This window comes from Streptomyces sp. HUAS MG56 (genome assembly GCF_058673395.1).
The window spans coordinates 5,969,232-5,994,428 of the sequence record NZ_CM178722.1; the positions used below are offsets into that span (position 1 = coordinate 5,969,232).

The window sequence follows — 25,197 nt, forward strand, 5'->3', positions numbered from 1 at the left end:
CCCGGCCGGTGTCCGCCCCGGGGTCTTCTTCCTTTTCCGCTCAGCTTCCCTTTCCGCTCGGCGGCCCGTCGCCAGGGGCGCCGTACCGCCGAATCAGCTGCTTCCCCCCGACAGCGGCAGCATCGGATAGCTCCCCGTCGCCGTCGGCGCGTGTTCCGGCAGCCACAGCACCGCCACCGCGCCCTCCGCCGGGAGGTGGGGCGGGGAGCCGGCGGGGCGGATGTTGCGGAAGGTCAGGCGGGCGCCGAGGACGCGGGCCTGGCCGGCCGCGATCGTGAGGCCCAGCCCGTGGCCCTGGCCGGCGCGGTCCTTGCTGCCCGTGCGGAAGCGGCTCGGGCCCTCCGCGAGGAGTTCCTCGGGGAAGCCGGGGCCGTGGTCCCTTATGCGGATGACGCGGCCCTCGACGGTCACCTCGACCGGCGGGCGGCCGTGCCGGGCCGCGTTGGCGAGGAGGTTGAACAGCACCCGCTCCAGGCGACGCGGGTCCGTGGTGACCTCCGACTCGTGCACCACCTGTACGGCGATGTCCGGGTTCTTGGCCGCCACACGCCGGGTGACGAACTCGCCGAGCATGATGTCCTGGAGCTCGGCCCGCTCCGACGCGCCGTCGAGGCGGGCCACCTCCAGCACGTCCTCGACCAGCGTGCGCATCGCCTTCGCCCGGTCCAGGACGAGTTCCGTCGGGCGGCCGGGAGGGAGCAGTTCGGCGGCCGTGAGCAGGCCGGTCACCGGGGTGCGCAGCTCGTGCGCGATGTCGGCGGTGACCCGGCGCTCGGCCTCCAGCCGCTGGCGCAGCGCGTCCGCCATGGCGTCCACCGCGCGCGCGAGGTCGTCGGTCTCGTCCCGTACGACCCCGCCGATGGCCTCGCGCACCCGCACGTCGGTCTCGCCCTTGGCGACCATGTTCGCGGCCGCCGCCGCCTTGCGCAGCCGCCGGGAGAGCTGGCCGCCGATCAGCACGCCGAGCGCGCTGCCGCCGAGGACGACCGAGACCGAGCCGATGATCAGCGCCTGGTCGAGATCGTTCAGCATCTCGGCCGAGGGATCCGGCAGATGGCTGTGGTACGACAGCACGTGCCCGTCCTTGACCGGCACGGCCGCCCAGATGTCCGCCCGGCCGGCGTGGTCGGAGACGTCGCTGACCATCCGGCCCTCTTCGAGCTTCTCGCGCAGCGCGTCCGGCAGGTCGGGGTCGTCGAGCTTGATGTTGGGGAAGTTGGGGCGACGGTTCAGCTCGTAGTTGCGCTGGGCGATCTGGACGCGGTCGTTGGCCAGCTGACGCGCGTTGTCCAGCATCGAGACCCGGGCCGCGTTGTGCACGACCAGGCTCAGCACGATCGCCACGAGCCCGGCCACCAGGGCGATGGCCGCGCTGAGCTTCCATCTGAGCCCGGTGCGCAGGTCCATGCGCTCCATGCGCAGCATCGGTCGCCGAAGGAACCCCCACATGTGCGCCTCGCTCAGGCCTTCAGCTTGTAGCCGAAGCCGCGGACCGTCTCGATCCGGTCCTGGCCGATCTTCTGGCGCAGCCGCTGCACATGCACGTCGACGACCCGGGTGTCCCCGCCCCAGCCGTAGTCCCACACACGCTCCAGCAGCTTGTCGCGGGAGAGCACCGTGCCCGGCGCGGAGGAGAACTCCAGCAGCAGGCGCATCTCGGTCGGGGTGAGCGCGACCGGCTGCCCGGCCCGGCGCACCTCCATGCCCTCGGTGTCGATCTCCAGGTCGCCGAAGCTGAGCACACCGCCGGTCACCTCGTCGGCGGGCTGCTCGCCCTGCGCGCCCCCGCCCGCGTGCCCGAAGCGGCGCAGCACCGCCCGGATCCGGGCGACCAGGACGGCGCCGTCGAACGGCTTGGTCACATAGTCGTCGGCGCCGGCCTCCAGGCCGAGGACGACGTCGATGGAGTCGGCGCGCGCGGACAGCATGATCACCGGCACGGTCGACTCGTCGCGGATGCGGCGGCACAGGCTGACGCCGTCCAGGCCCGGGACCATGACGTCGAGCAGCGCGATGTCGGGACGGTCGGCCCGGAACGCCTCCAGGCCGGACAGGCCGTCGGGCATCGCGGTGACCGCGAAGCCGTCGCGCTCCAGGGCGAGCTGGGTGGCCTCGCGGATGACGTCGTCGTCCTCGACGAACAGGACGTGGGTCTGGTCTGCCATCCCGGTGCTCTCAGTCCTCGTGCTCGGTCGGTGGTCGTGGGCGGTCGGTGGTCGTGGTCAGTTGTCGGGCGGGGGTGTCGACTCGGTGCCCGCGCCGGTCTTGCCGTAGTCGGTGTGCACCGGTGGCCGTCCGACGAAGCGGCCCCCGGTCCAGTCGTAGGTGATCACATCCTCGCCGGACGGGCTGGAGATCGGATCGCCCTTCTTGTAGACCTGCTTGGTGACGGTCAGCAGGCCCTGGTCGACCTCCGCGTAGACCGGCGATTCCTCGGTCTTGAAGACATTCTTGTACGTCCCGCCCACGTCCCGGTACACATACGACCCGATGCCGACCGCGTCGGCGCAGGTCAGCACGTTCACGACGACGTCGTCCGTCGAGCCGCCGGTGAGCTGGCCGTAGGTGACGTCGACCGGGTACTCCTCGCCGCTGCACGGCTTCAGCTCGCTCTTGACCGTCGTGGAGACCTGGGGGTCGTCCTTGACCAGCGTCACCGCGTCCACCCGCTTGTACGTGCCGGACGGGCTCGCCGACGGCGAGGCGACGGCCCCCGCCACCGCCGAGGCATGTGCCGGGCCCTCGTCCCGGGCGCCCGTGCCCCCCGTGCCGCACGCGGCGACCAAAAGGGCGAGGGCGGCGAGCACGGCCCCCACCGTGATCACCGCCTGTGCACCGCCTGGGGCCCGCTCGGGCCCGGCCTGTGTCAGGCCGCGCAACGCTCCCGCTCCTCACGCTCCAGCGCGCGTGCGTCCAGATCGCGGGCCTCCAGCTCCTCGCGGAGCCGGGCGAGCGCCCTGTGCAGCGTGCTCTTGACCGTACCGGCCGACATGCCGAGGGCGGCGGCCGTCTCCTCCGTGGACATCTGCTCCCAGTGTCGCAGTACTACAACACTGCGCTGTTTCGGCGCGAGCACCTTCATGACATCCATCAGCAGGGCCCGGTCGGCGTGCTGCTCGGTGGAGTCGTCCACGGACGCGTCCGGCAGCTGCTCGGTCGGGACCTCCTCCAGCTTGCGCGCCCGCCACCACTCGGTCCGGGTGTTGATCATGACACGGCGCAGATAGGCGTCGGCGAGCCGCTTGTCGGCGATGCCCTCCCAGCGGCCGTACGTGCGCACCAGCGCGGTCTGGAGCAGGTCCTGTGCGTCGACAGGGTCCGGAACCAGTCGGCGCGCGCTGCGCAGCAGCGCGTCCTGCCGGGTGCGGACGTACTCCTCGAATTCGAGCACCTCGCCCTGCGCCATGATCAACCGCCTCCGTTCCCCGTTCACTCCGGCTCGCGCCTGAAGTCCTGCGTCTTGCGTTCCCCGTGTCCCGGTGGTCTGCCGGGCACAGAAACGAAGTTAGGCAGTGGTTGTCACGGCGCTGTGCGAGCCAGCCTTCGGCTAGCAATCGGCTATCCGTCGGTTGTGTAACGGAAGGCGGTGGGGGGTAAAAGGGGTGTTCGCTATGTCCCTTTATGGGGTGCTTTGTGGGGATTGGTGCTCGGTAACGGGGGGCGGTCGCTGTGATGTGACTGTCCGTCAGCTGAGCGGCAGCCGGTACAGGCCGCCGGGCAGCGGCTCCACCAGACCGTCCGTGACGAGCCCGTCGAGCGCGCGGGCCCGCTGCACCGGCTCGTGCCACACCCGGTCCAGCGTCGCCTGCGGCACCGGCGCGTGCGCCTCGCGCAGGACCGCCAGCAGCTTGCCGCGCACCTGGCGGTCCGTCCCCGCGTACGTCTGTCCGCGCCGCGGCGGCCCCGTGTGCTCCGGCTTGCCCGCCAGCCGCCACGCGCACTGCGCCGCGATCGGGCAGCGCGCGCACCCCTCGTTCTTCGCCGTGCACACCAGCGCGCCCAGCTCCATGGAGGCGGCGGCCCAGCGTGCGGCCGTCCCCTCGTCCTTCGGCAGCAGCTCGCGCGCGAGCCTGCGCTCGGCGGCCGTCGTCGCGTTCGGCGGGTACTGCACCCCGGTCACCGCGCGCGCGAAGACCCGGCGCACATTCGTGTCCAGCACCGCGTGCCGCTGACCGTACGCGAAGGAGGCGACGGCCGCGGCCGTGTACTCGCCGATCCCGGGCAGGGCCAGCAGCTGCGCGTGGTCCGTGGGTACGTCCCCGCCGTGCCGCTCCGCTATGGCCACCGCCGCGCCGTGCAGCCGCAGGGCCCGGCGCGGATAGCCGAGGCGGCCCCAGGCGCGCACCGCCTCGCCCGGCGCCTCCTTGGCGAGATCGGCCGGGCGCGGCCAGCGGGCCAGCCACTCCTCGTAGACGGGCAGCACCCGGCTGACCGGGGTCTGCTGGAGCATGAACTCGCTGACCATCACACCCCACGGACCCGCCTGCGGGCGGCGCCAGGGGAGGTCGCGGGCGTGGGTGTCGAACCAGGCGATCACGGGGGTGTGGAGCTTCTCAGTCATGGCCTTCCGATCCTGCCACGCCTGAGCGGGCAGGGTGGGTGACGGCGCGATCACCGAGCGTACCGAAAGGTGAAGAACCCTGACTGTTACGGCAGTTACCGGGATGATGATCCGGAAAAGTTGGTACCGGAGCGGCGGGTGGCACAAGACAGTGCGCCGTTCTCTCGTAAGGTTTGGGCCGTGGGATCTCTGCGCAATCCGGTCGGGCCGCTTCCCTCCTCCATCTACTGGCGAAGGAGGGCCGTCATGCTGGCCGTGGTCGCCGTGCTGGCGCTGGTGATCACGCTGGTCGTCACCGCCGGCGGCGGAGGCGGCAAGAAGAACAGCGACGCGTCCAACGGCAAGAATCCCGCGAACACCATCACGCCGGGCCCTTCCTCGTCCGGGCCCGCGATCAGCCAACACCCGGGCGGGCGCGACGAGTCGAGCGGCGGCAGCAGCGCGGGCGACTCCGGGTCGGGCGGCGACGGCGGTTCCGGATCCGCGGACTCCTCCGGCGGCCCGGGGTCCGGCGGCGGCTCGTCCTCGGGCGCGGCGGGCGGCGGTACGGTCGTCGCGGGCGACGCGCTCCCGGCGTCCTCCTCGCTGCCCAACTGCACGTCCTCCGCAGTGGCGTTGAGCCTGAAGAGCCTGCACAACTCCTACTCGCCGGACCAGACGCCGACCTTCGAACTCACCGCGAAGAACAGCTCATCGGCCGACTGCAAGATCGATCTCGGGCCGAAGAACGCGGTGTTGACCATCACGCCGTCGTCCGGCAGGGACGCGTTCTGGACGTCGTCCGACTGCCCCAAGGGCGCGGCGAGCCTCGTCTTCCGGGTGCCGGCGGGGCAGAGCATCACGTACACGGTGACGTGGGACCGCAAGCCGAGCGCCGCGCAGTGCGCGACGCCTGCGGCGGGCTCGGCGAAGGCGGACACGTATCTGCTGGAGGCCAGCGCCCCGGGCTTCGGCAAGCGGCAGGCTTCGTTCGTGCTGTCGGCGGACTAGGGCGCCCGCAGCGCCCCGTCAGGGGCGCGGGGCTGTGTCGGCATGCGGCTCCGCCGCGTGGGCGCGCGCAACCACGACGGACCGGTAGCCGTGACCCGGCGGAACCCGCTGAGCTGTCAGGCGACTCAGACGTACCGCTCCAGAATGGAAGACTCCGCCAGCCGTGACAGGCCCTCGCGCACGCTCCGGGCGCGGGCCTCGCCCACGCCGTCCACGGTCTGGAGGTCGTCGACGCTCGCGGCGAGCAGCTTCTGCAGGCCGCCGAAGTGCTCCACCAGCCGGTCGATGATCGCGCCCGGCAGCCGCGGGACCTTGGCCAGCAGCCGGAAGCCCCGCGGGGAGACCGCCGAGTCCAGCGTCTCGGGGGACCCGGTGTAGCCCAGCGCACGCGCCACCGTGCCCAGTTCGAGCAGCTCCCCGTGGGTCAGCGCGTCCAGCTCGGACAGCGCCTCCTCGACCGTGCGGGAGCGCTTCGCCGTCGGCTCGGGGACGTAGTCCCGCACGACCAGCTCGCGGTCCGGCTCGACGCCCGCGATCAACTCCTCCAGCTGGAGGGCCAGGAGGCGGCCGTCCGTGCCCAGTTCGACCACGTACTCGGCGATCTCGGTGGCGATGCGGCGGACCATCTCCAGCCGCTGGGCGACGGCGGAGACGTCCCGGACCGTCACCAGGTCCTCGATCTCCAGCGCCGACAGCGTGCCCGCCACCTCGTCCAGGCGGAGCTTGTACCGCTCCAGCGTGGCCAGTGCCTGGTTCGCACGGGACAGGATCGCCGCCGAGTCCTCCAGAACGCGGCGCTGACCGTCGACGTACAGGGCGATCAGGCGCATCGACTGGGAGACGGAGACCACGGGGAAGCCGACCTGCTTGCTCACCCGGTCCGCCGTACGGTGCCGTGTGCCCGTCTCCTCCGTCGGGATCGTCGGGTCCGGCACCAGCTGCACGCCCGCGCGCAGGATCTTCGACAGGTCCGACGAGAGCACGATGCCGCCGTCCAGCTTGCACAGTTCGCGCAGCCGGGTCGCGGTGAACTCCACGTCCAGCACGAAACCGCCCGTGCACATCGCCTCGACCGTCTTGTCCGAGCCGAGGACGATCAGCCCGCCGGTGTTGCCGCGCAGCACGCGCTCAAGGCCGTCGCGCAGGCCCGTACCGGGAGCCACGGCGCTCAGCGAGGCGCGCATCAGGCCATCGGAACCGGCACTCCCACCGATCTTTCCGGGAGCTGCTGCCCGGTCGTTGGCTGCCACTGCACTCCTCCGGTCGCAGGTTCTGACGCGCCCCCGCACCCGTACTCTGTTCGCACGGACGGGCGAGACCTGGGCAAAGTCTACCGGCGCTCCTCCGTCTCCCGCGGGGCCTCTCGGCGACGCGAGCGCGGCAGGACCCGCAGCGCGTCCCCCATGTCCGCCACTTCCAGGACCTTCATACCGGGCGGCACCTTGCCCGGATCGGTCGGCACGAGCGCGTGCGTGAAGCCCAGCCGGTGCGCCTCGGTGAGCCGGCGCTGCACGCCCGTGACCCGTCTGACCTCGCCCGCGAGGCCCACCTCGCCGATGGCCACCAGGTTCTTCGGCAGCGGGGTGTCGCTCGCGGCGGAGGCGAGCGCCAGCGCGATGGCGAGGTCGGCGGCGGGCTCGGACAGCTTCACCCCGCCCACCGTCGCCGAGTAGATGTCCCGCTTGCCGAGCGCGCTGATCCGCCCGCGCTGCTCCAGCACCGCCAGCATCATCGACACCCGGGAGGTCTCCAGGCCCGAGGTCGTCCGGCGCGGGGAGGGGATCTGGGAGTCGACGGTCAGGGCCTGCACCTCGGCCACCAGCGGGCGGCGGCCCTCCAGGGTGACGGTCAGGCAGGTGCCCGGCACCGGCTCGGCCCGCCGGGTCAGGAACAGGCCGCTGGGGTCGGCCAGGCCGGTGATGCCCTCGTCGTGCAGCTCGAAGCAGCCGACCTCGTCCGTGGCGCCGTAGCGGTTCTTCACCCCGCGCACCAGGCGCAGGCGCGCGTGCCGGTCGCCCTCGAAGTGCAGGACGACGTCCACGAGGTGTTCGAGGAGGCGGGGGCCCGCGATCGCGCCGTCCTTCGTGACGTGGCCCACGAGGAGCGTGGACATGCCGCGTTCCTTGGAGGCACGGATGAGCGCCCCGGCCACCTCCCGCACCTGGGCCATGCCGCCGGGCGCACCCTCGATCTGAGGGGAGGCGACCGTCTGCACCGAGTCCAGGATCAGCAGGGAGGGCTTCACCTCGTCCAAGTGGCCGAGGACGGCGGCCAGATCGGTCTCGGCGGCCAGATACAGCTCGTCGTGCAGCGCGCCGATGCGGTCCGCGCGCAGCCGCACCTGGCTCGCCGACTCCTCGCCCGTGACGTAGAGCGTGCGGTGCTCGGCGCTCGCGGACTTGGCGGCCACGTCCAGCAGCAGGGTGGACTTGCCGACGCCGGGCTCGCCCGCGAGCAGCACGACCGCGCCGGGCACCAGGCCGCCGCCGAGCACCCGGTCCAGCTCGGGCACGCCGGTCGTGCGGGCGGTGGCCTGGCGGCCGTCGACCTGGCCGATGGGCAGCGCGGAGTTCGTGACGCGGCCCGGTGCCGTCGTACGGACCGCGGGCGCGCCGTACTCCTCGACGGTGCCCCACGCCTGGCATTCGGGGCAGCGGCCGAGCCACTTGGCCGTCTGCCAGCCGCACTCCGTGCAGCGGTAGGACGGGCGGTCCTTGGTCGTCTTGGTACGGGCAGCCATGCGGAAACCGTAGCCCGCGGCACTGACAACCGGTCCCGGGACCGGGCCACGGACGCCTCCGGACCGGGCCGCGGACCTCCCCGAGTCGCGGAACAAAGGGTTCCTGTCCCCTTATGAGGGATCGTTTCACCCGTACGGATTAAAAGAGCTCAAGGATAAAGGAGGGGCACTCCGGGGCCGCCTACGGTCGCACAGGTGATGAGCAGCAGTCCGGAGACCACGACCCGCACCACCGGAGCGCACCGGACGCACCACGCGGCGCGCGAAACACGCGAGGCACGCGAGGAGCGGGAGGGGCGCGACCGTGCCGCCGCGCGTACCCTCGCCCACCGCATGCCGACGCGCTACGAGCCGTACCTGGACGGACTGTTCACCTACTGCCTGTCGGTGCTGTGCGACCACGACGCCGCCACCGCCGCCCTCCGCGACGTCCTCGCCCTGGCCGAGCGGCGCGCGCACCGCGTCCCGGAGGCCGCGGCCGACCGCAGGGCCTGGCTGTACGCACTGGCCCGCTGGGCGTGCCTGCGCGGGCTGACCGAGGCCAAGGAGAAACGTCAGGCCACCCACGCGGCGGGCCGCCCGGCGCCGGCGGGAGCGGGCGGGGCGGCCGCGGGCGAAGCCGGCGGGACCGCGGGGAAAGGAGCCGCGGGGAAAGGGGCCGCCGGCCCGGCGGCGGGACAGGGTTCCGATCCGGCCCTCGCCCCGGAGCCCCAGGAGCAGCGGCGCCGCGAACTCGCCCTGCTGGCCTGGCCGGAGGCCGCCGGCACCACCCCGGAGCAGCGCGAGGCCCTGGAACTCGCGGTCCGCCACCACCTCGGCGCCCACGAGGTCGCCGCCGTCCTCGGCATGGCGGTCGCCGCCGCGCGCGAGCTGCTCGCCTCCGCCGCCTGCGAGGTCGAGCGCACCCGCGCGGCCCTGGCCGTGGTCGAGGCCGGCGGCTGTCCGGGCGTGGCCCACCTCACCGGCGACAGCCGGCTCGTCCTGAGCACCGCGCTGCGCCGCGAGCTGGTCCGGCACGTCGACGACTGCCCGCGCTGCCGCCGCACCGCCGAGCGCGCCGCCGCCCCCGGGCGCTGGCCCGGCACCACGGTCACCCCCGCCGAGCTGCCCGTCCTGGAAGCACCCCGCGCGGACCTGCACAGGGCGTTCGCGCACCACGCACGCGCGCGTGGCGCCGACGTTCCCCGGTTCGACCGGCGCGGCTTCCCGATGGACCCCAAGGACCGCGCGGCGCGCCGCGACCGGCTCCGCGCGCGTGCCGTGACGACGACGGTCGTCGCCACGGTGGTCGCCGCCCCCGTCCTGGCCCTGTGGGCCGCCTACCGGGGTGCCCCCACGGCGGAGGGCGAGGGCCGCTCGCCCTCCACGAGCGAGGCGCAGGGTCCCGACGCCCTCGCCGACGACGCGGGCGGCGGCTACGAGAACGCGGGGAACGCCAGCGTGCGGCCCGGCGCCCACGGCGGCAGGAACGGCAAGGCGGACGTCTCGGTGGAGGTCGTCAGCGTCACCGGAGCGGGGCGGCAGGGCGCCGGCCGCCTGGACGTGACCGCCGCCAACGACGGCGACACCACGCTGATCACCCTCGCGGCATCGGGCACCGCCCCGGTCCGCTGGTCCGCGTCCACCGCCGTCGGCTGGCTCTACCTCAGCCGGTCCTCGGGAACCCTCGCCCCCGGCGGGACGTCGACGATCAAGGTCTACGTCGACCACCTCCGCGAGCCCTCCGGCCACTGGCACGCACAGGTGGCGGTCGCCCCGGCGGGCACGGTGGTCACGATCGACGGCTACGGCACGGCCCCGACGCGCCCGACACCCCCCGCGCCCCCGCCGTCCTCCGCTCAGCCCACCCCGCCGACCGCACCCCCCACGACCCCGCCCTCCACTCCACCGGCCACTCCGCCGTCCACCCCTCCGACGGCCCCGAGCCCCACACCGACGCCCCCGGCCTCGCCGTCACCGCCCCCGACAGCCTCCGGCAGCGACACGCCGAGCCCGTCGGGCAGCTAGGGGGTGGCGGTGGCGTTACGGGGCCGGGTCGGCGGGGTGGGGGGCGACCAGTGGCAGCTGCGAGGCCAGCCGCGCCTCGCACAGCTCGACGAGACGGTCGTACCCCGCCTTGCCCATCAGCTCGGTCAGCTCGGGCCGGTAGGACACGTACACCGGCTCGCCCGCGCCGTGCGCCGACGTCGCCGAGGTGCACCACCAGTGCAGGTCATGGCCGCCCGGACCCCAGCCCCGGCGGTCGTACTCCCCGATGGACACCTGGAGCACGCGCGTGTCGTCGGGCCGGTCGATCCAGTCGTACGTCCGGCGGATCGGCAGCTGCCAGCACACGTCCGGCTTGGTCTCCAGCGGCTCCCGGCCCTCCTTCAGCGCCAGGATGTGCAGCGAGCAGCCCGCGCCGCCCGCGAAGCCGGGCCGGTTCTGGAAGATGCACGAGCCCTGGTACGGCCGGGTCTGCCGGGAGCCCTCCTCGTCCTTCGACACCCAGCCGTTCCGCGTGCCCTCGGCGTGGTGCTGCCAGATGTCCGGAGTGAGCCGCGCCACATGCTCGGCGACCCGCTTCTCGTCGTCCTCGTCGGAGAAGTGCGCGCCCAGCGAGCAGCACCCGTCGTCCGCGCGGCCCGCCTGGATGCCCTGGCAGCCGCTGCCGAAGATGCAGTTCCAGCGAGAGGTGAGCCATGTCAGATCACAGCGGAAGATCTGCTCGTCGTCCGCCGGGTCAGGAAACTCCACCCACGCGCGCGCGAAGTCGAGCCCCTTCTCGTCGCTCGCCTTCGCGGCCTGATCGGACGTCTTGGACTTCTTGGACTTCTTCGACATGGACGACGCCTTCGCCTGCGCGGACTCCTCATCCTTCAATGCCTTGGAGGATTTGGGGTCCTTCGCCTTTTTCGTCTTTGGCACATGACCAGGGTAAGTGGCCCACGCCCGCTCCGGGGACCGTCGACCGCGGATCTGGCAGTAGCGTTCCGTATATGAGACTCGGTGTCCTGGATGTGGGTTCGAACACGGTGCATCTGCTGGTGGTGGACGCCCACCCCGGCGCGCGCCCGCTGCCCGCGCATTCGCACAAGGCCGACCTTCGGCTCGCCCAACTCCTCGACGACAGCGGTGCCATCGGCGACGACGGCATCCACCGGCTCGTCGCCGTCGTACAGGACGCCCTCCAGGCCGCCGAGGACAAGGGCGTCGAGGACCTGCTGCCGTTCGCGACCTCCGCCGTCCGCGAGGCGGTCAACGCGGACGACGTCCTCGCGCGCGTGGAGGCCGAGACCGGCGTACGACTCCAGGTCCTCAGCGGCGCCGAGGAGGCCCGCCTCACCTTCCTCGCCGTACGCCGCTGGTTCGGCTGGTCGGCGGGGAAGCTGCTGGTCCTGGACATCGGCGGGGGCTCCCTGGAGATCGCCTACGGCATAGACGAGGAGCCGGACGCCGCCGTCTCCCTGCCGCTCGGCGCCGGCCGGCTCACCGCGGGCTGGCTGCCCGGCGACCCGCCCGCCGCCGAGGACATCCGCGCCCTGCGCCGCCATGTGCGCACGGAGATCGCCCGCTCCGTCGGCGAATTCAGCCGCCTCGGCACCCCCGACCACGTGGTCGCCACCTCCAAGACCTTCAAGCAGCTCGCCCGCATCGCCGGCGCCGCCCGCAGCGCCGAGGGCCTCTACGTCCAGCGCGAGCTCAAGCGCGAGTCCCTGGAGGCCTGGGTCCCCCGGCTGGCCTCCATGACCGCGGAACAGCGCGGCGAACTGCCCGGAGTCTCGGAGGGCCGCGCCGGCCAGCTGCTGGCGGGCGCCCTGGTCGCCGAGGGCGCGATGGATCTCTTCGGCGTGGAGAGCCTGGAGGTCTGCCCGTGGGCCCTGCGGGAGGGCGTGATCCTGCGACGCCTGGATCACATGGGATCCGCATAGCGCCCCGTGAGGGGCGCGGGGCTGTGCCGATGTGCGGCTCCGCCGCGTGAGCGCGAGCGACCCACCACACACCCGCACCCGCCCGAATGGCAAACCTCACAACGGCGAACAGGCACCCGGCACCCTCAAGGTCGAACCCCGTAAGGTGACCGACGTGGCCGAACCAAGGGACGTCCCCGTCGCGCTGTCGACAGCCTCCGTCTACCCGGAGTCCACGGCGACGGCCTTCGAGATCGCCGCGCGCCTCGGGTACGACGGTGTCGAGGTCATGGTGTGGACCGACCCGGTCAGCCAGGACATCGAGGCGCTGCGCCGCCTGTCGGACTACCACGGCATCCCGGTCCTGGCCGTGCACGCCCCCTGTCTGCTGATCACCCAGCGGGTCTGGTCGACGGACCCCTGGGTCAAGCTCCAGCGGGCCCGGGCGGCCGCCGAGAAGCTGGGTGCCTCCACCGTCGTCGTCCACCCGCCCTTCCGCTGGCAGCGGCAGTACGCGCGCGACTTCGTCGACGGGATCTGGCGGATGGCGGACGAGACGGACGTACGGTTCGCGGTCGAGAACATGTACCCGTGGCGCTACCGCGACCGCGAGATGCTCGCGTACGCCCCCGACTGGGACGTCACCCAGCACGACTACCGGCACTTCACGGTCGACCTCAGCCACACGGCGACGGCCCGCACCGACGCGCTGGAGATGGTCGGCCGCATGGGCGACCGGCTCGGCCACGTCCACCTGGCCGACGGCAGGGGCTCCGCCAAGGACGAGCACCTGGTGCCCGGCCGCGGCACCCAGCCCTGCGCCGAGCTGCTGGAACACCTCGTCCTCTCCGGTTTCGACGGCCATGTCGTGATCGAGGTCAACACCCGCCGGGCGATGTCCGGCGCCGAGCGCGAGGCCGATCTCGCCGAGGCCCTGGCCTTCACCCGCAAACACCTGGCCTCGGCGGTACGGGTGCCCCGGCGATGAGCGAGAAGCAGCCCCCAGCGGGATCCCCGGCCGAGCCCCCCACCGGCCCTTCCGCCGGACCTCCCACCGGCCCCTCCGGCGGACCTCCCGCCGGCTCCTCCACGGCGGACGAACCGCCTGCCCGCCGACGGGGCCGTCCCCCGCGCACGGAGTCCGCCGGCACCCGCGACCGCATCCTCGGCGCGGCCCGCGAGGAGTTCTCCGAGCGCGGCTACGAGAAGACCTCCGTCCGCGGCATCGCCAAGGCGGCCGGCGTCGACTCCGCGCTGGTCCACCACTACTTCGGCACCAAGGAGCAGGTCTTCGAGGCGGCCGTCGCCGTCGCCTTCGCGCCCGCGCTGAACGCCCCCGACGCGGTGGCCGCCGGCTCCCTGGAGGGGATGGGGGAGCGGCTGACCCGCTTCGTCTTCGGCGTCTGGGAGAACCCCACGTCCCGTACCCCGCTGCTGGCCATCCTCCGCTCGGCCGTCAACAACGACACCGCGGCCGCCGTGTTCCGCCGCCTGATCGCCACCCAGCTGATGCGCCGGATCGCCGCCCAGGTGGACCTGCCGGACCGGGAGCTGCGCGCCGAGCTGGCCGCCGCCCAGCTGGTGGGCGTGGCGATGATGCGCTACGTGGTCAAGCTGGAACCGCTGGCGTCGGCGGACCTGGAGCAGATCGTCGCCCGCGTCGCCCCCGTCGTACAGCACCACCTCACAAACGGGTGAGACGCACCGACGGGTGAAATGGGCGTCCCGTATTCCGGACAACCGTGTCCATCCCTTGGAGCGTCGGCGTAGGCTCATAGGCAGCCAGAACTCTCTGGACACTCTCTGGACGCAGAACCAGAAGGTCACTGAAGGAGCGAGCGACGATGCCCGAGCTGAGGTCCCGCACAGTCACCCACGGCCGCAACATGGCGGGCGCCCGCGCCCTGATGCGCGCCTCCGGTGTACCCGGTGCGGACATCGGCCGGAAGCCGATCATCGCGGTCGCGAACTCCTTCACCGAGTTCGTGCCGGGCCACACCCACCTCCAGCCGGTCGGCCGGATCGTCAGCGAGGCGATCACGCAGGCGGGCGGCATCCCGCGCGAGTTCAACACGATCGCGGTCGACGACGGCATCGCCATGGGCCACGGCGGCATGCTGTACAGCCTGCCCTCCCGCGACCTGATCGCGGACTCGGTGGAGTACATGGTGGAGGCCCACTGCGCCGACGCCCTGGTCTGCATCTCCAACTGCGACAAGATCACCCCGGGCATGCTGATGGCCGCCCTGCGCCTCAACATCCCGACCGTCTTCGTCTCCGGCGGCCCGATGGAGTCCGGCCGGGCCACGCTGGTCGACGGCACGGTCCGCACGCTCGACCTGGTCGACGCGATCTCCGACGCCGTCAACGACAAGATCTCCGACGAGGACATCCTCCGCATCGAGGAGAGCGCCTGCCCGACCTGCGGCAGCTGTTCCGGCATGTTCACCGCCAACTCGATGAACTGCCTGACCGAGGCCATCGGCCTCTCCCTCCCGGGCAACGGCTCGGTCCTCGCCACCCACACCGCCCGCCGCCGCCTCTACGAGGACGCGGCGCGCACGGTCATGGACCTCACCCGCCGCTACTACGAGCAGGACGACGACTCCGTCCTCCCCCTCAACGTCGCCACCTTCCAGGCCTTCGAGAACGCCATGGCCCTGGACATCGCGATGGGCGGCTCCACCAACACGATCCTGCACCTGCTGGCCGCCGCCCAGGAGGCGGGCGTCCCCTTCGGCCTGGAGCAGATCGACGCCGTCTCGCGCCGGGTGCCGTGCCTGGCGAAGGTGGCTCCCAACGTCGCGAAGAACCGCACGTACTACATGGAGGACGTGCACCGCGCCGGCGGCATCCCCGCCCTGCTCGGCGAGCTGCACCGCGCGGGCCTGCTCAACGAGGACGTGCACGCGGTCCACAGCCCGTCCCTGGCCGACTGGCTGAAGACCTGGGACGTCCGGGGCGGCTCGCCCTCCCCGGAGGCGGTCGAGCTGTGGCACGCGGCCCCGGGCTGCGTCCGCTCCGCCGAGGCCTTCTCGCAGTCCGAGCGCTGGGAGTCCCTGGACGACGACGCCGAGGGCGGCTGCATCCGCTCCGCCGAGCACGCGTACTCCAAGGACGGCGGCCTCGCGGTCCTCAAGGGCAACCTCGCGGTCGACGGTTGCGTGGTGAAGACGGCCGGCGTGGACGAGTCGATCTGGACCTTCGAGGGCCCGGCGGTCGTCTGCGAGTCCCAGGAGGAGGCCGTCCAGCGCATCCTCACCCACGAGGTCAAGGACGGCGACGTCGTCGTCATCCGCTACGAGGGCCCCAAGGGCGGCCCCGGCATGCAGGAGATGCTCTACCCGACCTCGTACCTGAAGGGCCGCGGCCTCGGCAAGACCTGCGCCCTGATCACCGACGGCCGCTTCTCCGGCGGCACGTCCGGTCTCTCCATCGGCCACGCCTCCCCCGAGGCGGCCTCCGGCGGCACCATCGCCCTGGTCCAGGACGGCGACCGCATCCGCATCGACATCCCGAACCGCACCATCGAGCTGCTGGTCGACGAGGCCGAACTGGCCCGCCGCGAGCAGGCGTTGAACGGCGCCTACGCCCCCCGGAACCGCGAACGCAAGGTCTCGGCCGCCCTGCGCGCCTACGCCGCCATGGCGACCAGCGCGGACAGGGGCGCGGTGCGCGACGTGACCAAGCTGGCGTGACCGAGCCGGGCTGAGCCCCGTACGAAAGGCCGCGTACGCAAGACACGGAAAAGGGGCCGCTCCCGGTGGGGCGGCCCCTTCGCATGCCGGTACGGCTCACCACCCGGCCGGATCGCGCGCGGCCACCCCGAACACGGTTCCGTCGGGGGCACCGGCGTAGACGTGACCGCCGACGACCACAGGCGCCGGCAGGTCTGCGGTGACCACGCCCGCGTCGGCGCCGAGCCGCGCCGGAGTCTGCCCGACGAGGCGCCCGCCGCGCGCGTCGACGGCCAGCAGACGCCCGTCGGCCGCGGTGAAGTAGACATGCGCGCCGTCGGACACCGGGGCCGACCCACGGCTGACGGACGTCTCCAGATGCCAGAGCTGCTTGCCCGCGGCCAGGTCGACGGCCTCCAGCGCGCCACCCGCGGACAGCAGGTACACCGTGTCGCCGTACGCGGTGGCCTGCGGTGACAGGCGCGGGACCGGCAGCGCCACCCGACGCGACGTCTTCGCGTCCGGGGTGTAGCGGACCACGGCGTTCGTGGCCGCGGAGGCCGTGTCGACGGACAGGAGGAACAGGGAGCCGCCCTGGCTGCCCACGGGTTCCAACACCCCGTTCAGCGTCGTCTCCCACCGCACCGCGCCGGTCTCCGGGTCCACGGCGGCCACGCGCGTGTGCGTCCCGTCCAGGGACAGGCCGGTCGCGTACGCCGCCGGATCCCCGGGGAACGAGGCGAGGGAGGGCGTGCTGAAGCCGGGCAGGCGCCGGTGCCATGTCGTACGGCCCGACCTGCCGTCCACGCCGGTGACCGTCCCGTCGGCGCCCGCGATCAGGGCCGTGGCGCCGGCGTACCGGACCGTCGTTCCGCGCGGCAGACGCCGACTCCACGCCTGGTCGCCGGAGCGCGGGTCGCGTGCCGTCAGCAGGGAGGCGCCGGCTGTGCAGAACTGCACGAGGGAGTCGGCGAGCACCGGTGGTCCGCAGACGGGCTCGGCAGCGGTGGAACGGCGCCACAGGAGCTTTCCGTCGCCGGGGGAGAGGGCGAAGGCGGCACCGGTCCGCGCGCAGAGCACCGTCCCCGCCCCGTACGCACACTGCGGCATCCCCGTGGCCCCGGGCGCCGGCTCGGTGTGCCAGGAGCTGAACGCGGCGGCCCTGGTGTGCGGGCTCGTACCGGCCGGCCGGGGACCGGTGCCCCCGATCAGCTGGACCGAGGCCAGTGCGGCGGCCACGACGAGCGCGAGCGCCCCGGCTCCCACGGCCACCCTCCTGCCGACCCGCCGCCCGACGCGCCTCCCGCCCGCCAGTGCGGGCCGCGCTTCGACACCGGCCCGCTCCTCGGTACCGGCCCGCTCCTCGGCAGGGGACCGCGGGTCCGCCGCCCAGCCGCCCGTACGCTGCGCCGGTATGAACGCCTGCGTGTCGTACGAGGCCGCGACCGACCGCAGTTCCTGCATCAGTTCGTCGGGCGTCGGCCGGTCCTCGGGCTCCTTGGCCAGACAGCGCAGCACCAGTGCGGCGATCCCCTCCGGCACCCCGGTCAGATCGGGCTCGTCGTGCACCACCTGATAGGCGACGACATACGGGCTGTCCGAGTCGAACGGCCCGCGCCCGGTGGCCGCGTGCACCAGCACCGACCCCAGCGCGAAGATGTCCGCCGCCGGTCCCACCTCCCGGGGCCGCCGGAACTGCTCGGGCGCCATGAAGGGCGGCGTACCGATCAACTTGCCGGTCTCGGTGCGCAGTTCGCTGTCCTTCGGCCGGGAGATGCCGAAGTCGATGACCTTGGGCCCGTCCTCGGCCAGCAGCACGTTGCTCGGCTTCAGATCCCGGTGCACGACGCCGACCCGGTGGATGTCCCGCAGGGCCTCGGCGAGCCCGGCCATCAGCCGCCGCAACTGCGCCGCCGGCATCGGCCCGTTCCGCTTGACGTGCTCGGAGAGCGTGGGACCGGGGATGAACAGAGTGGCCATCCACGGCCGTTCGGCCTCCGGATCGGCATCGACGACGGGCGCGGTGAAGGCACCGCTCACCCGCCGGGCCGCGGCCACCTCCTGCCGGAAGCGTCCCCTGAACTCGGGATCCCTGGCGAACTCGGCGTGTACGACCTTCACCGCGAGCTTCAGCCCGGAGGTGCTGCGCGCCAGATGGACGACACCCATGCCACCGGACCCGAGCGAGGACTCCAGGCGGTAGTGGCCGGCGTACTCGGGAAGTTCCGCTTCCGCACCGGCCCCCGTGTCTCTCCGTGGCGCCATGGGACCACCCCCGTGCTGTTCGTCCGCGCGCGCGACGCACGGAGCCTAGTCGATGACTCGTGCGAGACAGAGGCGGCTTGCTAGCCTGCGCGCGCGAGTCGCGCACACCTGTGCTGCGACTCGATCACGGGGATGACCGACGCCCATGGTGGCCATGGGCTCAACGGGGAGGATTCACATGGCTGTTGACAATGCCGAGGAGACCGAGAGCGGCGCGGTGGCTGCGGAGGCGGCCGTCCGCACGTACGCGGTCGCCCCGGGTGTTCGTCTGAACGTCCGCAGCGGCCCGGGCACCAGCTACGGGATCGTCCGCGTGCTGCCCGAGAACACCCGTGTCCCGATCTTCTGCCAGTCCCCGGGCACGACGGTCTCCGGTCCGTACGGCACGACGAACATCTGGGACAACATCGACAACGGCGAATACGTCTCCGACGCCTACGTCCAGACCGGCAGCAGCGGCTACGTCGCCTCACGCTGCGGCTGAGCGGGTCGCCGCGGCTGACCCCACCGGAGCCCGCCCCCACTCGGCGCCGTACCCGTTCGCCATAATCGTTCCTGTGAGCGACGAAACCGGCACCCCGGACATCCCGGCGGGCTCCTCGGGCGGTACGTCCGCCGAGGGCGGCGGCCCCCGCCCCGAGCCCCTGCGCTTCTTCGGCACCTCCTGGGTCAACCACGACGACGGCTACGCGGCCCGCCGCGCCGGCGTCGCCGTCGGCTCCCTCGCCGCGGCCGTCGCCTCCTGCCTGGTGCTCCGCTTCGCCTACGACGGCATCCGCATCGCCGACACCGGCTCCTTCGTGACCGTGCTGGTCATCGCCATGTTCGCGATCTGCAGCGCGCTCGCCTTCCGCAACACCTGGGAGGGCTTCGGCAAGCGGCACGACCCGCAACGCCAGGCCTCCCTGCGCGGCCTCCTCGCCATCGGCTTCGTCGGCTCTCTCCTCGCCTACTTCTTCCGCTCCCTCACCGAGGCCCCCGGCGAAAAGCTCCACCGCGAGGAGTACGACACGGCCCGCGAAGCCCACGAACGCCGCACCGCCCGCCGCACCGGCAACCCGTCGAAGAAAAAACGCCGCAAGTAAAGCCCCAACGCGTGCGTGCGGCTCGGCCCCTGAGCCCCGGCGCCCGCGACGGCGCACCCGGCCGGATGCCACACCCGCCCGCGTCGGGGCTTCGCCACTGCGCCCTCCCGGGCGAGGCTTCGGCCCTGCGGAACGGCGCCCGCCGCGGCGCACCCGGGCGTGACGTCGTACCGGTCCCGCGTGGGGGCTTGGCCCGTGCGTCCCGGTGTCGGCTACGGCGCACCCGGGCCCGACGCGCACCCGCCCGCGCGGGGCTTCGCCCCTGCGGGCTGTTGACCGCCGCGGCGCACCCAGGCCCGGAGGGCCCACCCGGCGGGACGTCGCACGCGCCCGCGTGGAGCTTCGCCTCATACGCCCCGTTGACCGCCGCCCTCCCAGACCGGGTGTCGCAGCCCGCCCCGCCCCCGCACTCGCTCCCCGCCCGAGCTCTCCACACCAGCCTGAAAACCCCCCGCACCCGCCCCTCGCGTCGACCACCATGGCCGTATGACCCCGACGCCCTCCCCCTCACACGCCCTCCGCGCCCACTCCTTCAACGCCGCGGCCGCCCAGTACGCCGCGCACCGTCCCTCCTACCCGCCCGCGCTCTTCGACGCCGTCGAGGAAGTGGCCGGCCGCTCGCTCACCGGTGCCAAGGTCGTGGACGTCGGCGCCGGCACCGGCATCTCCACCGCCCTCCTGCACGACCGCGGCGCCGACGTCCTCGCGGTCGAGCCCGGCGAGGGCATGGCCGCCGAGTTCCGCCGCAGGCTGCCGCACATCCCGATCGTGCGCGGCAACGGCAACGCCCTCCCCGTCGCCGGCGCCCACGCCGACTTCGTCACCTACGCCCAGGCCTGGCACTGGACGGACACCACCCGGTCGGTGCCGGAGGTCCTGCGCGTACTGCGGCCGGGCGGCGCGCTGGCGCTGTGGTGGAACACCGACGCCCTCGACGTCGACTGGATCGGCGAGGCCGCCGACCGCAAAGGCCGCCTGCTGGGCGTGGACTTCGCCGCCAAGAAGCGCCGGGCCCAGGGAAGCACCGGCCTGGCCGACCCCAGCGGGCGCCTGGACTTCGTCCGCGAGGAGGTCCGCTGGAGCCGCCGCGTCCCGATCGACGCGCACCTCGCCAACGTCGGCAGCCACTCGGACTTCCTGGTGATGCCCGAGGACCGCAGGACCGCCTTCCTGGAGGAGGAGCGCGCCCATCTGCTGGAGGTCTTCCCGGACGGGACGGTCGAGGAGACGTACGACGTCATCCTCCTCGTCGCCCGCAGGCTCTGATTCCCACGCCCCTTGACTCCACGGCCGCCCAGCCCAATTATTCATCACATGATGAATAATGCGGTCCGGGCCGACGACCTCACCGTCGTCCGCGGCCGGCGCACCGTCCTGCACCAGCTCCGCTTCACCGTCCCGCCCGGCCGGATCACGGGCCTCCTCGGCCCCTCCGGCTGCGGCAAGTCCACCCTCATGCGCGCCGTCGTCGGCACCCAGGCCAAGGTCACCGGCACCCTGGACGTCCTCGGCCACCCGGCCGGCCACCCCGCGCTGCGCAGCCGCGTCGGCTACGTCACCCAGGCCCCCTCCGTCTACGACGACCTGACCGTCCGACAGAACCTGGAGTACTTCGCCGCGATCCTCGACCCCGGCCGGGCCGCCGCCGAACGGCGCCACGCACACGTCACTCAGGCCATCACCGACGTCGACCTCACCAGCCACGCCGACGCTGTCGCCGGCGCCCTCTCCGGCGGCCAGCGCGGCCGGGTCTCCCTCGCCGTCGCCCTGCTCGGCGCCCCCGAACTCCTCGTCCTCGACGAACCGACCGTCGGCCTCGACCCCGTCCTCCGCCGCGACCTGTGGCACCTGTTCCACCAGCTCGCCGCCACCCGCGGCACCACCCTCCTCGTCTCCTCCCACGTCATGGACGAGGCCGAGCGCTGCCACCGCCTGCTGCTCATGCGCGAGGGCGAGATCCTCGCCGACGACACCCCCGACGCCCTGCGCACCCGCACCGGCACGGACACCGTCGAAGCGGCCTTCCTCCGCCTCGTGGACGAAGCCGCCGCGGCGTCACGCACCCAGGAGCCGACCCGATGAGCCCGACGAGCCCGATGAACCCGACGAACCCGATGAACCCGATGAACCCGATGAGTACGAACGCCCCTGTCACTCCCACGGCGGCTCCCACCGGCGCGCTCAACGCCTCCCGCACCACCGCCACCGCGGCCCGGGTCCTGCACCAGCTCCGCCACGACCCGCGCACGATCGCGCTGATGATCCTCGTCCCCTGCCTGATGCTGGTCCTGCTGCGCTACGTCTTCGACGCGAGCCCCCGCACCTTCGACAACATCGGCGCCTCCCTGCTCGGCATCTTCCCGCTGATCACGATGTTCCTGGTCACGTCCATCGCCACCCTGCGCGAACGCACCTCCGGCACCCTCGAACGCCTCCTCGCCATGCCCCTGGGCAAGGCCGACCTCATCGCCGGCTACGCCCTCGCCTTCGGCGCCCTCGCGATCGTCCAGTCGGCCCTGGCCACCGGCCTCGCCGTCTGGTTCCTGGGCCTGGACGTGACGGGCTCGCCCTGGCTCCTCCTCCTGGTGGCCCTCCTCGACGCCCTGCTCGGCACGGCCCTCGGCCTCTTCGTCTCGGCGTTCGCGGCCTCGGAGTTCCAGGCGGTCCAGTTCATGCCGGCGGTGATCTTCCCCCAGCTCCTCCTCTGCGGCCTGTTCACGCCCCGCTCCGCCATGCACCCCGCCCTGACGGCAGTCTCCGACGCCCTCCCCATGTCCTACGCCGTCGACGCCATGAACCAGGTCCTCCACCACACCGACATGACGACCACCTTCGTGCGGGACGTCCTGATCGTCGCGGGCTGCGCACTCCTGGTCCTGGCCCTGGGGGCGGCGACACTACGCCGACGGACGGTGTGACCCCGCTGTTCCGCCCACCGGACGGCCACCCCACCCCCCACTCCCCGGTGCCAGACTGACCCCCATGAGCCAGAAAGTCGCAGTCCTCGGCACCGGCAAGATCGGCGAAGCCCTGCTCAGCGGAATGATCCGCGCCGGCTGGGCCCCCGCCGACCTCCTGGTCACGGCCCGCCGCCCGGAACGCGCCGAGGAACTCCGCTCCCGCTACGGAGTCAACCCGGTCACCAACACCGAGGCCGCCAAGACCGCCGACACCCTGATCCTCACGGTCAAACCGCAGGACATGGGCACCCTCCTGGACGAACTGGCCCCGCACATCCCCGCCGACCGCCTGATCATCAGCGGCGCCGCCGGCATCCCCACTTCCTTCTTCGAGGAGCGGCTCGCCGCGGGCACGCCGGTCGTGCGCGTCATGACCAACACCCCCGCCCTCGTCGACGAGGCGATGTCCGTCATCTCCGCCGGCAGCCACGCCACCGCCGACCATCTCTCCCACGCCGAAGAGATCTTCGGAGCCGTGGGCAAGACGCTGCGCGTCCCCGAGTCCCAGCAGGACGCCTGCACGGCTCTGTCCGGCTCGGGACCGGCGTACTTCTTCTACCTGGTCGAGGCCATGACCGACGCCGGCATCCTGCTCGGCCTGCCCCGCGACAAGGCCCACGACCTCATCGTCCAGTCCGCGATCGGCGCCGCCGTGATGCTCCGCGACAGCGGCGAGCACCCGGTCAAGCTCCGCGAGAACGTCACCTCCCCGGCGGGTACGACCATCAACGCCATTCGCGAGCTGGAGAACCACGGCGTCCGCGCCGCCCTCATCGCCGCCCTCGAAGCAGCCCGCGACCGCAGCCGCGAACTCGCCTCCGGCAAGAAGGACTGAACCTCACGGCAGCGAGTTGACACACCTCACCTCGATCCGTACTGTTCTCCGAGTTGTCCGACGTGAGCGCCGATCCAGGTCGGTCCCCGGACAGCCATTCCGCAAGTCCCAACCACTCATCGTCGCTTCGGCGCCGACTGTTTTGGTGTGCGCATTTGCGAAATGAGGAATCCGCGTTCGAAAGGACGACGCCCCCGATTAGCTCGGGGGCAGGGAATCCGCTAAAGTCTCACTCGTCGGAACGGCCCAACGGCCGGGAAGACAAACCCCCCTGACTGGGAGTCAGACGCCGAAAGGATCTGATAGAGTCGGAACCGCCGGAAAGGGAAAAGCGAAGCGAAAGCAGAGCGGGAACCTGGAAAGCACCGAGGAAATCGGATCGAGAAAAGATCTGATAGAGTCGGAAACACCGAAGGGAAGCCCGGAGGAAAGCCCGAGAGGGTGAGTACAAAGGAAGCGACCGTTCCTTGAGAACTCAACAGCGTGCCAAAAATCAACGCCAGATTAGTTGATACCCCGTCTCCGGTCATCACGACCGGGGCGAGGTTCCTTTGAAAAACACAGCGAGGACGCTGTGAACCGGGAGGACTATTCCTCCTCCTGGTTCCGCTCTCGTGGTGTTCGACCGGATTACCGGTAAACATTCACGGAGAGTTTGATCCTGGCTCAGGACGAACGCTGGCGGCGTGCTTAACACATGCAAGTCGAACGATGAAGCCCTTCGGGGTGGATTAGTGGCGAACGGGTGAGTAACACGTGGGCAATCTGCCCTTCACTCTGGGACAAGCCCTGGAAACGGGGTCTAATACCGGATATGACCGTCTTGGGCATCCTTGACGGTGTAAAGCTCCGGCGGTGAAGGATGAGCCCGCGGCCTATCAGCTTGTTGGTGAGGTAATGGCTCACCAAGGCGACGACGGGTAGCCGGCCTGAGAGGGCGACCGGCCACACTGGGACTGAGACACGGCCCAGACTCCTACGGGAGGCAGCAGTGGGGAATATTGCACAATGGGCGAAAGCCTGATGCAGCGACGCCGCGTGAGGGATGACGGCCTTCGGGTTGTAAACCTCTTTCAGCAGGGAAGAAGCGCAAGTGACGGTACCTGCAGAAGAAGCGCCGGCTAACTACGTGCCAGCAGCCGCGGTAATACGTAGGGCGCAAGCGTTGTCCGGAATTATTGGGCGTAAAGAGCTCGTAGGCGGCTTGTCACGTCGGGTGTGAAAGCCCGGGGCTTAACCCCGGGTCTGCATTCGATACGGGCTAGCTAGAGTGTGGTAGGGGAGATCGGAATTCCTGGTGTAGCGGTGAAATGCGCAGATATCAGGAGGAACACCGGTGGCGAAGGCGGATCTCTGGGCCATTACTGACGCTGAGGAGCGAAAGCGTGGGGAGCGAACAGGATTAGATACCCTGGTAGTCCACGCCGTAAACGGTGGGAACTAGGTGTTGGCGACATTCCACGTCGTCGGTGCCGCAGCTAACGCATTAAGTTCCCCGCCTGGGGAGTACGGCCGCAAGGCTAAAACTCAAAGGAATTGACGGGGGCCCGCACAAGCAGCGGAGCATGTGGCTTAATTCGACGCAACGCGAAGAACCTTACCAAGGCTTGACATACACCGGAAAGCATTAGAGATAGTGCCCCCCTTGTGGTCGGTGTACAGGTGGTGCATGGCTGTCGTCAGCTCGTGTCGTGAGATGTTGGGTTAAGTCCCGCAACGAGCGCAACCCTTGTTCTGTGTTGCCAGCATGCCCTTCGGGGTGATGGGGACTCACAGGAGACCGCCGGGGTCAACTCGGAGGAAGGTGGGGACGACGTCAAGTCATCATGCCCCTTATGTCTTGGGCTGCACACGTGCTACAATGGCCGGTACAATGAGCTGCGATACCGTGAGGTGGAGCGAATCTCAAAAAGCCGGTCTCAGTTCGGATTGGGGTCTGCAACTCGACCCCATGAAGTCGGAGTTGCTAGTAATCGCAGATCAGCATTGCTGCGGTGAATACGTTCCCGGGCCTTGTACACACCGCCCGTCACGTCACGAAAGTTGGTAACACCCGAAGCCGGTGGCCCAACCCCTTGTGGGAGGGAGTCGTCGAAGGTGGGACTAGCGATTGGGACGAAGTCGTAACAAGGTAGCCGTACCGGAAGGTGCGGCTGGATCACCTCCTTTCTAAGGAGCACTTCTTACCGGGCTC

General features: G+C 71.5%; 21 protein-coding genes and 1 rRNA gene. 13 read left to right on the plus strand and 9 right to left on the minus strand.

The genetic code is table 11. The annotated features are described in order from the left end of the window. Window positions 1-93: 93 nt before the first annotated feature. The 5 genes from cseC to AC4OXY_RS28260 all read right to left on the minus strand — a co-directional run bounded on the left by cseC (window position 94) and on the right by AC4OXY_RS28260 (window position 4,561). Window positions 94-1,449, minus strand: coding sequence for a two-component system sensor histidine kinase CseC (cseC, locus tag AC4OXY_RS28240; protein ID WP_376293691.1), 1,356 nt, complete (start codon window positions 1,447-1,449; stop codon window positions 94-96). An 11-nt stretch (window positions 1,450-1,460) separates the two neighbouring features. Then, the gene (gene cseB, locus AC4OXY_RS28245) at window positions 1,461-2,165 is read right to left on the minus strand and encodes a two-component system response regulator CseB (RefSeq protein WP_071385193.1); all 705 of its coding nucleotides are present in this window, start codon (window positions 2,163-2,165) and stop codon (window positions 1,461-1,463) included. A 57-nt stretch (window positions 2,166-2,222) separates the two neighbouring features. Continuing rightward, window positions 2,223-2,879, minus strand: coding sequence for a hypothetical protein (locus AC4OXY_RS28250; RefSeq protein ID WP_491991291.1), 657 nt, complete (start codon window positions 2,877-2,879; stop codon window positions 2,223-2,225). Continuing rightward, on the minus strand, window positions 2,867-3,406 hold the full coding sequence (locus AC4OXY_RS28255; protein WP_030751823.1) for a SigE family RNA polymerase sigma factor: 540 nt from the start codon (window positions 3,404-3,406) through the stop codon (window positions 2,867-2,869). Before AC4OXY_RS28255 ends, AC4OXY_RS28250 begins: the two co-directional genes overlap by 13 nt. Window positions 3,407-3,685: 279 nt before the next feature. Then, the gene (locus tag AC4OXY_RS28260; protein ID WP_491991292.1) at window positions 3,686-4,561 is read right to left on the minus strand and encodes an HhH-GPD family protein; all 876 of its coding nucleotides are present in this window, start codon (window positions 4,559-4,561) and stop codon (window positions 3,686-3,688) included. A 180-nt stretch (window positions 4,562-4,741) separates the two neighbouring features. Here AC4OXY_RS28260 and AC4OXY_RS28265 point away from each other — a divergent pair, with 180 nt between their 5' ends. Beyond that, window positions 4,742-5,551, plus strand: coding sequence for a hypothetical protein (locus tag AC4OXY_RS28265; RefSeq protein WP_491991293.1), 810 nt, complete (start codon window positions 4,742-4,744; stop codon window positions 5,549-5,551). 125 nt (window positions 5,552-5,676) lie between these two features. On the opposite strand, the gene disA is transcribed toward AC4OXY_RS28265, so the two are convergent. Together disA and radA are read right to left on the minus strand one after the other, a co-directional pair. Then, window positions 5,677-6,801 (minus strand): DNA integrity scanning diadenylate cyclase DisA, encoded by a 1,125-nt coding sequence (gene disA / locus AC4OXY_RS28270; RefSeq protein ID WP_071378492.1) that lies wholly within the window; start codon window positions 6,799-6,801, stop codon window positions 5,677-5,679. An 80-nt stretch (window positions 6,802-6,881) separates the two neighbouring features. Continuing rightward, complete coding sequence (gene radA, locus AC4OXY_RS28275; protein WP_356029152.1) at window positions 6,882-8,291, minus strand: DNA repair protein RadA; 1,410 nt, start codon at window positions 8,289-8,291, stop codon at window positions 6,882-6,884. A 195-nt stretch (window positions 8,292-8,486) separates the two neighbouring features. Between radA and AC4OXY_RS28280 the strand changes: the two genes are divergently transcribed. Further along, window positions 8,487-10,298, plus strand: a complete 1,812-nt coding sequence (locus AC4OXY_RS28280; RefSeq protein ID WP_491991294.1) for a BACON domain-containing protein — start codon at window positions 8,487-8,489, stop codon at window positions 10,296-10,298. A gap of 15 nt (window positions 10,299-10,313) precedes the next feature. On the opposite strand, the gene AC4OXY_RS28285 is transcribed toward AC4OXY_RS28280, so the two are convergent. Then, the gene (locus tag AC4OXY_RS28285) at window positions 10,314-11,114 is read right to left on the minus strand and encodes a DUF3109 family protein (RefSeq protein WP_376293823.1); all 801 of its coding nucleotides are present in this window, start codon (window positions 11,112-11,114) and stop codon (window positions 10,314-10,316) included. A 155-nt stretch (window positions 11,115-11,269) separates the two neighbouring features. Here AC4OXY_RS28285 and AC4OXY_RS28290 point away from each other — a divergent pair, with 155 nt between their 5' ends. The 4 genes from AC4OXY_RS28290 to ilvD all read left to right on the plus strand — a co-directional run bounded on the left by AC4OXY_RS28290 (window position 11,270) and on the right by ilvD (window position 15,879). Then, window positions 11,270-12,202: a Ppx/GppA family phosphatase gene (locus AC4OXY_RS28290; protein WP_356029147.1), complete on the plus strand. Its 933-nt coding sequence runs from the start codon at window positions 11,270-11,272 to the stop codon at window positions 12,200-12,202. Between the two features lie 154 nt (window positions 12,203-12,356). Continuing rightward, window positions 12,357-13,169 carry a sugar phosphate isomerase/epimerase family protein gene (locus AC4OXY_RS28295; protein WP_356029145.1) on the plus strand — a complete coding sequence of 271 codons (813 nt, stop codon included), beginning with the start codon at window positions 12,357-12,359 and terminating at the stop codon, window positions 13,167-13,169. After that, window positions 13,166-13,879, plus strand: coding sequence for a TetR/AcrR family transcriptional regulator (locus AC4OXY_RS28300; protein WP_491991295.1), 714 nt, complete (start codon window positions 13,166-13,168; stop codon window positions 13,877-13,879). The genes AC4OXY_RS28295 and AC4OXY_RS28300 overlap by 4 nt, the downstream gene beginning before the upstream one ends. Before the next feature lie 146 nt (window positions 13,880-14,025). Further along, the gene (ilvD, locus tag AC4OXY_RS28305; protein WP_356029141.1) at window positions 14,026-15,879 is read left to right on the plus strand and encodes a dihydroxy-acid dehydratase; all 1,854 of its coding nucleotides are present in this window, start codon (window positions 14,026-14,028) and stop codon (window positions 15,877-15,879) included. 96 nt (window positions 15,880-15,975) lie between these two features. Here ilvD and AC4OXY_RS28310 read toward each other — a convergent pair whose 3' ends face one another. Continuing rightward, window positions 15,976-18,123, minus strand: coding sequence for a serine/threonine-protein kinase (locus tag AC4OXY_RS28310; protein WP_491991296.1), 2,148 nt, complete (start codon window positions 18,121-18,123; stop codon window positions 15,976-15,978). 178 nt (window positions 18,124-18,301) lie between these two features. Between AC4OXY_RS28310 and AC4OXY_RS28315 the strand changes: the two genes are divergently transcribed. From AC4OXY_RS28315 to AC4OXY_RS28345, 7 genes are all read left to right on the plus strand, one after another. Next, window positions 18,302-18,607 carry an SH3 domain-containing protein gene (locus tag AC4OXY_RS28315; protein WP_356029137.1) on the plus strand — a complete coding sequence of 102 codons (306 nt, stop codon included), beginning with the start codon at window positions 18,302-18,304 and terminating at the stop codon, window positions 18,605-18,607. Between the two features lie 73 nt (window positions 18,608-18,680). Next, complete coding sequence (locus AC4OXY_RS28320) at window positions 18,681-19,208, plus strand: EamA/RhaT family transporter (protein WP_356029136.1); 528 nt, start codon at window positions 18,681-18,683, stop codon at window positions 19,206-19,208. A gap of 486 nt (window positions 19,209-19,694) precedes the next feature. Beyond that, a complete protein-coding gene (locus tag AC4OXY_RS28325; protein WP_491991297.1) occupies window positions 19,695-20,474 on the plus strand; it encodes a class I SAM-dependent methyltransferase in 780 nt (259 codons plus the stop codon). 48 nt (window positions 20,475-20,522) lie between these two features. After that, window positions 20,523-21,290: an ABC transporter ATP-binding protein gene (locus tag AC4OXY_RS28330; protein WP_376293669.1), complete on the plus strand. Its 768-nt coding sequence runs from the start codon at window positions 20,523-20,525 to the stop codon at window positions 21,288-21,290. A gap of 50 nt (window positions 21,291-21,340) precedes the next feature. Continuing rightward, a complete protein-coding gene (locus tag AC4OXY_RS28335) occupies window positions 21,341-22,126 on the plus strand; it encodes an ABC transporter permease (protein ID WP_356029384.1) in 786 nt (261 codons plus the stop codon). Between the two features lie 64 nt (window positions 22,127-22,190). Continuing rightward, a complete protein-coding gene (proC, locus tag AC4OXY_RS28340) occupies window positions 22,191-23,003 on the plus strand; it encodes a pyrroline-5-carboxylate reductase (RefSeq protein ID WP_491991298.1) in 813 nt (270 codons plus the stop codon). Window positions 23,004-23,646: 643 nt separating this feature from the next. Further along, window positions 23,647-25,172, plus strand: a 16S ribosomal RNA gene (locus AC4OXY_RS28345). Window positions 25,173-25,197 lie beyond the last annotated feature (25 nt).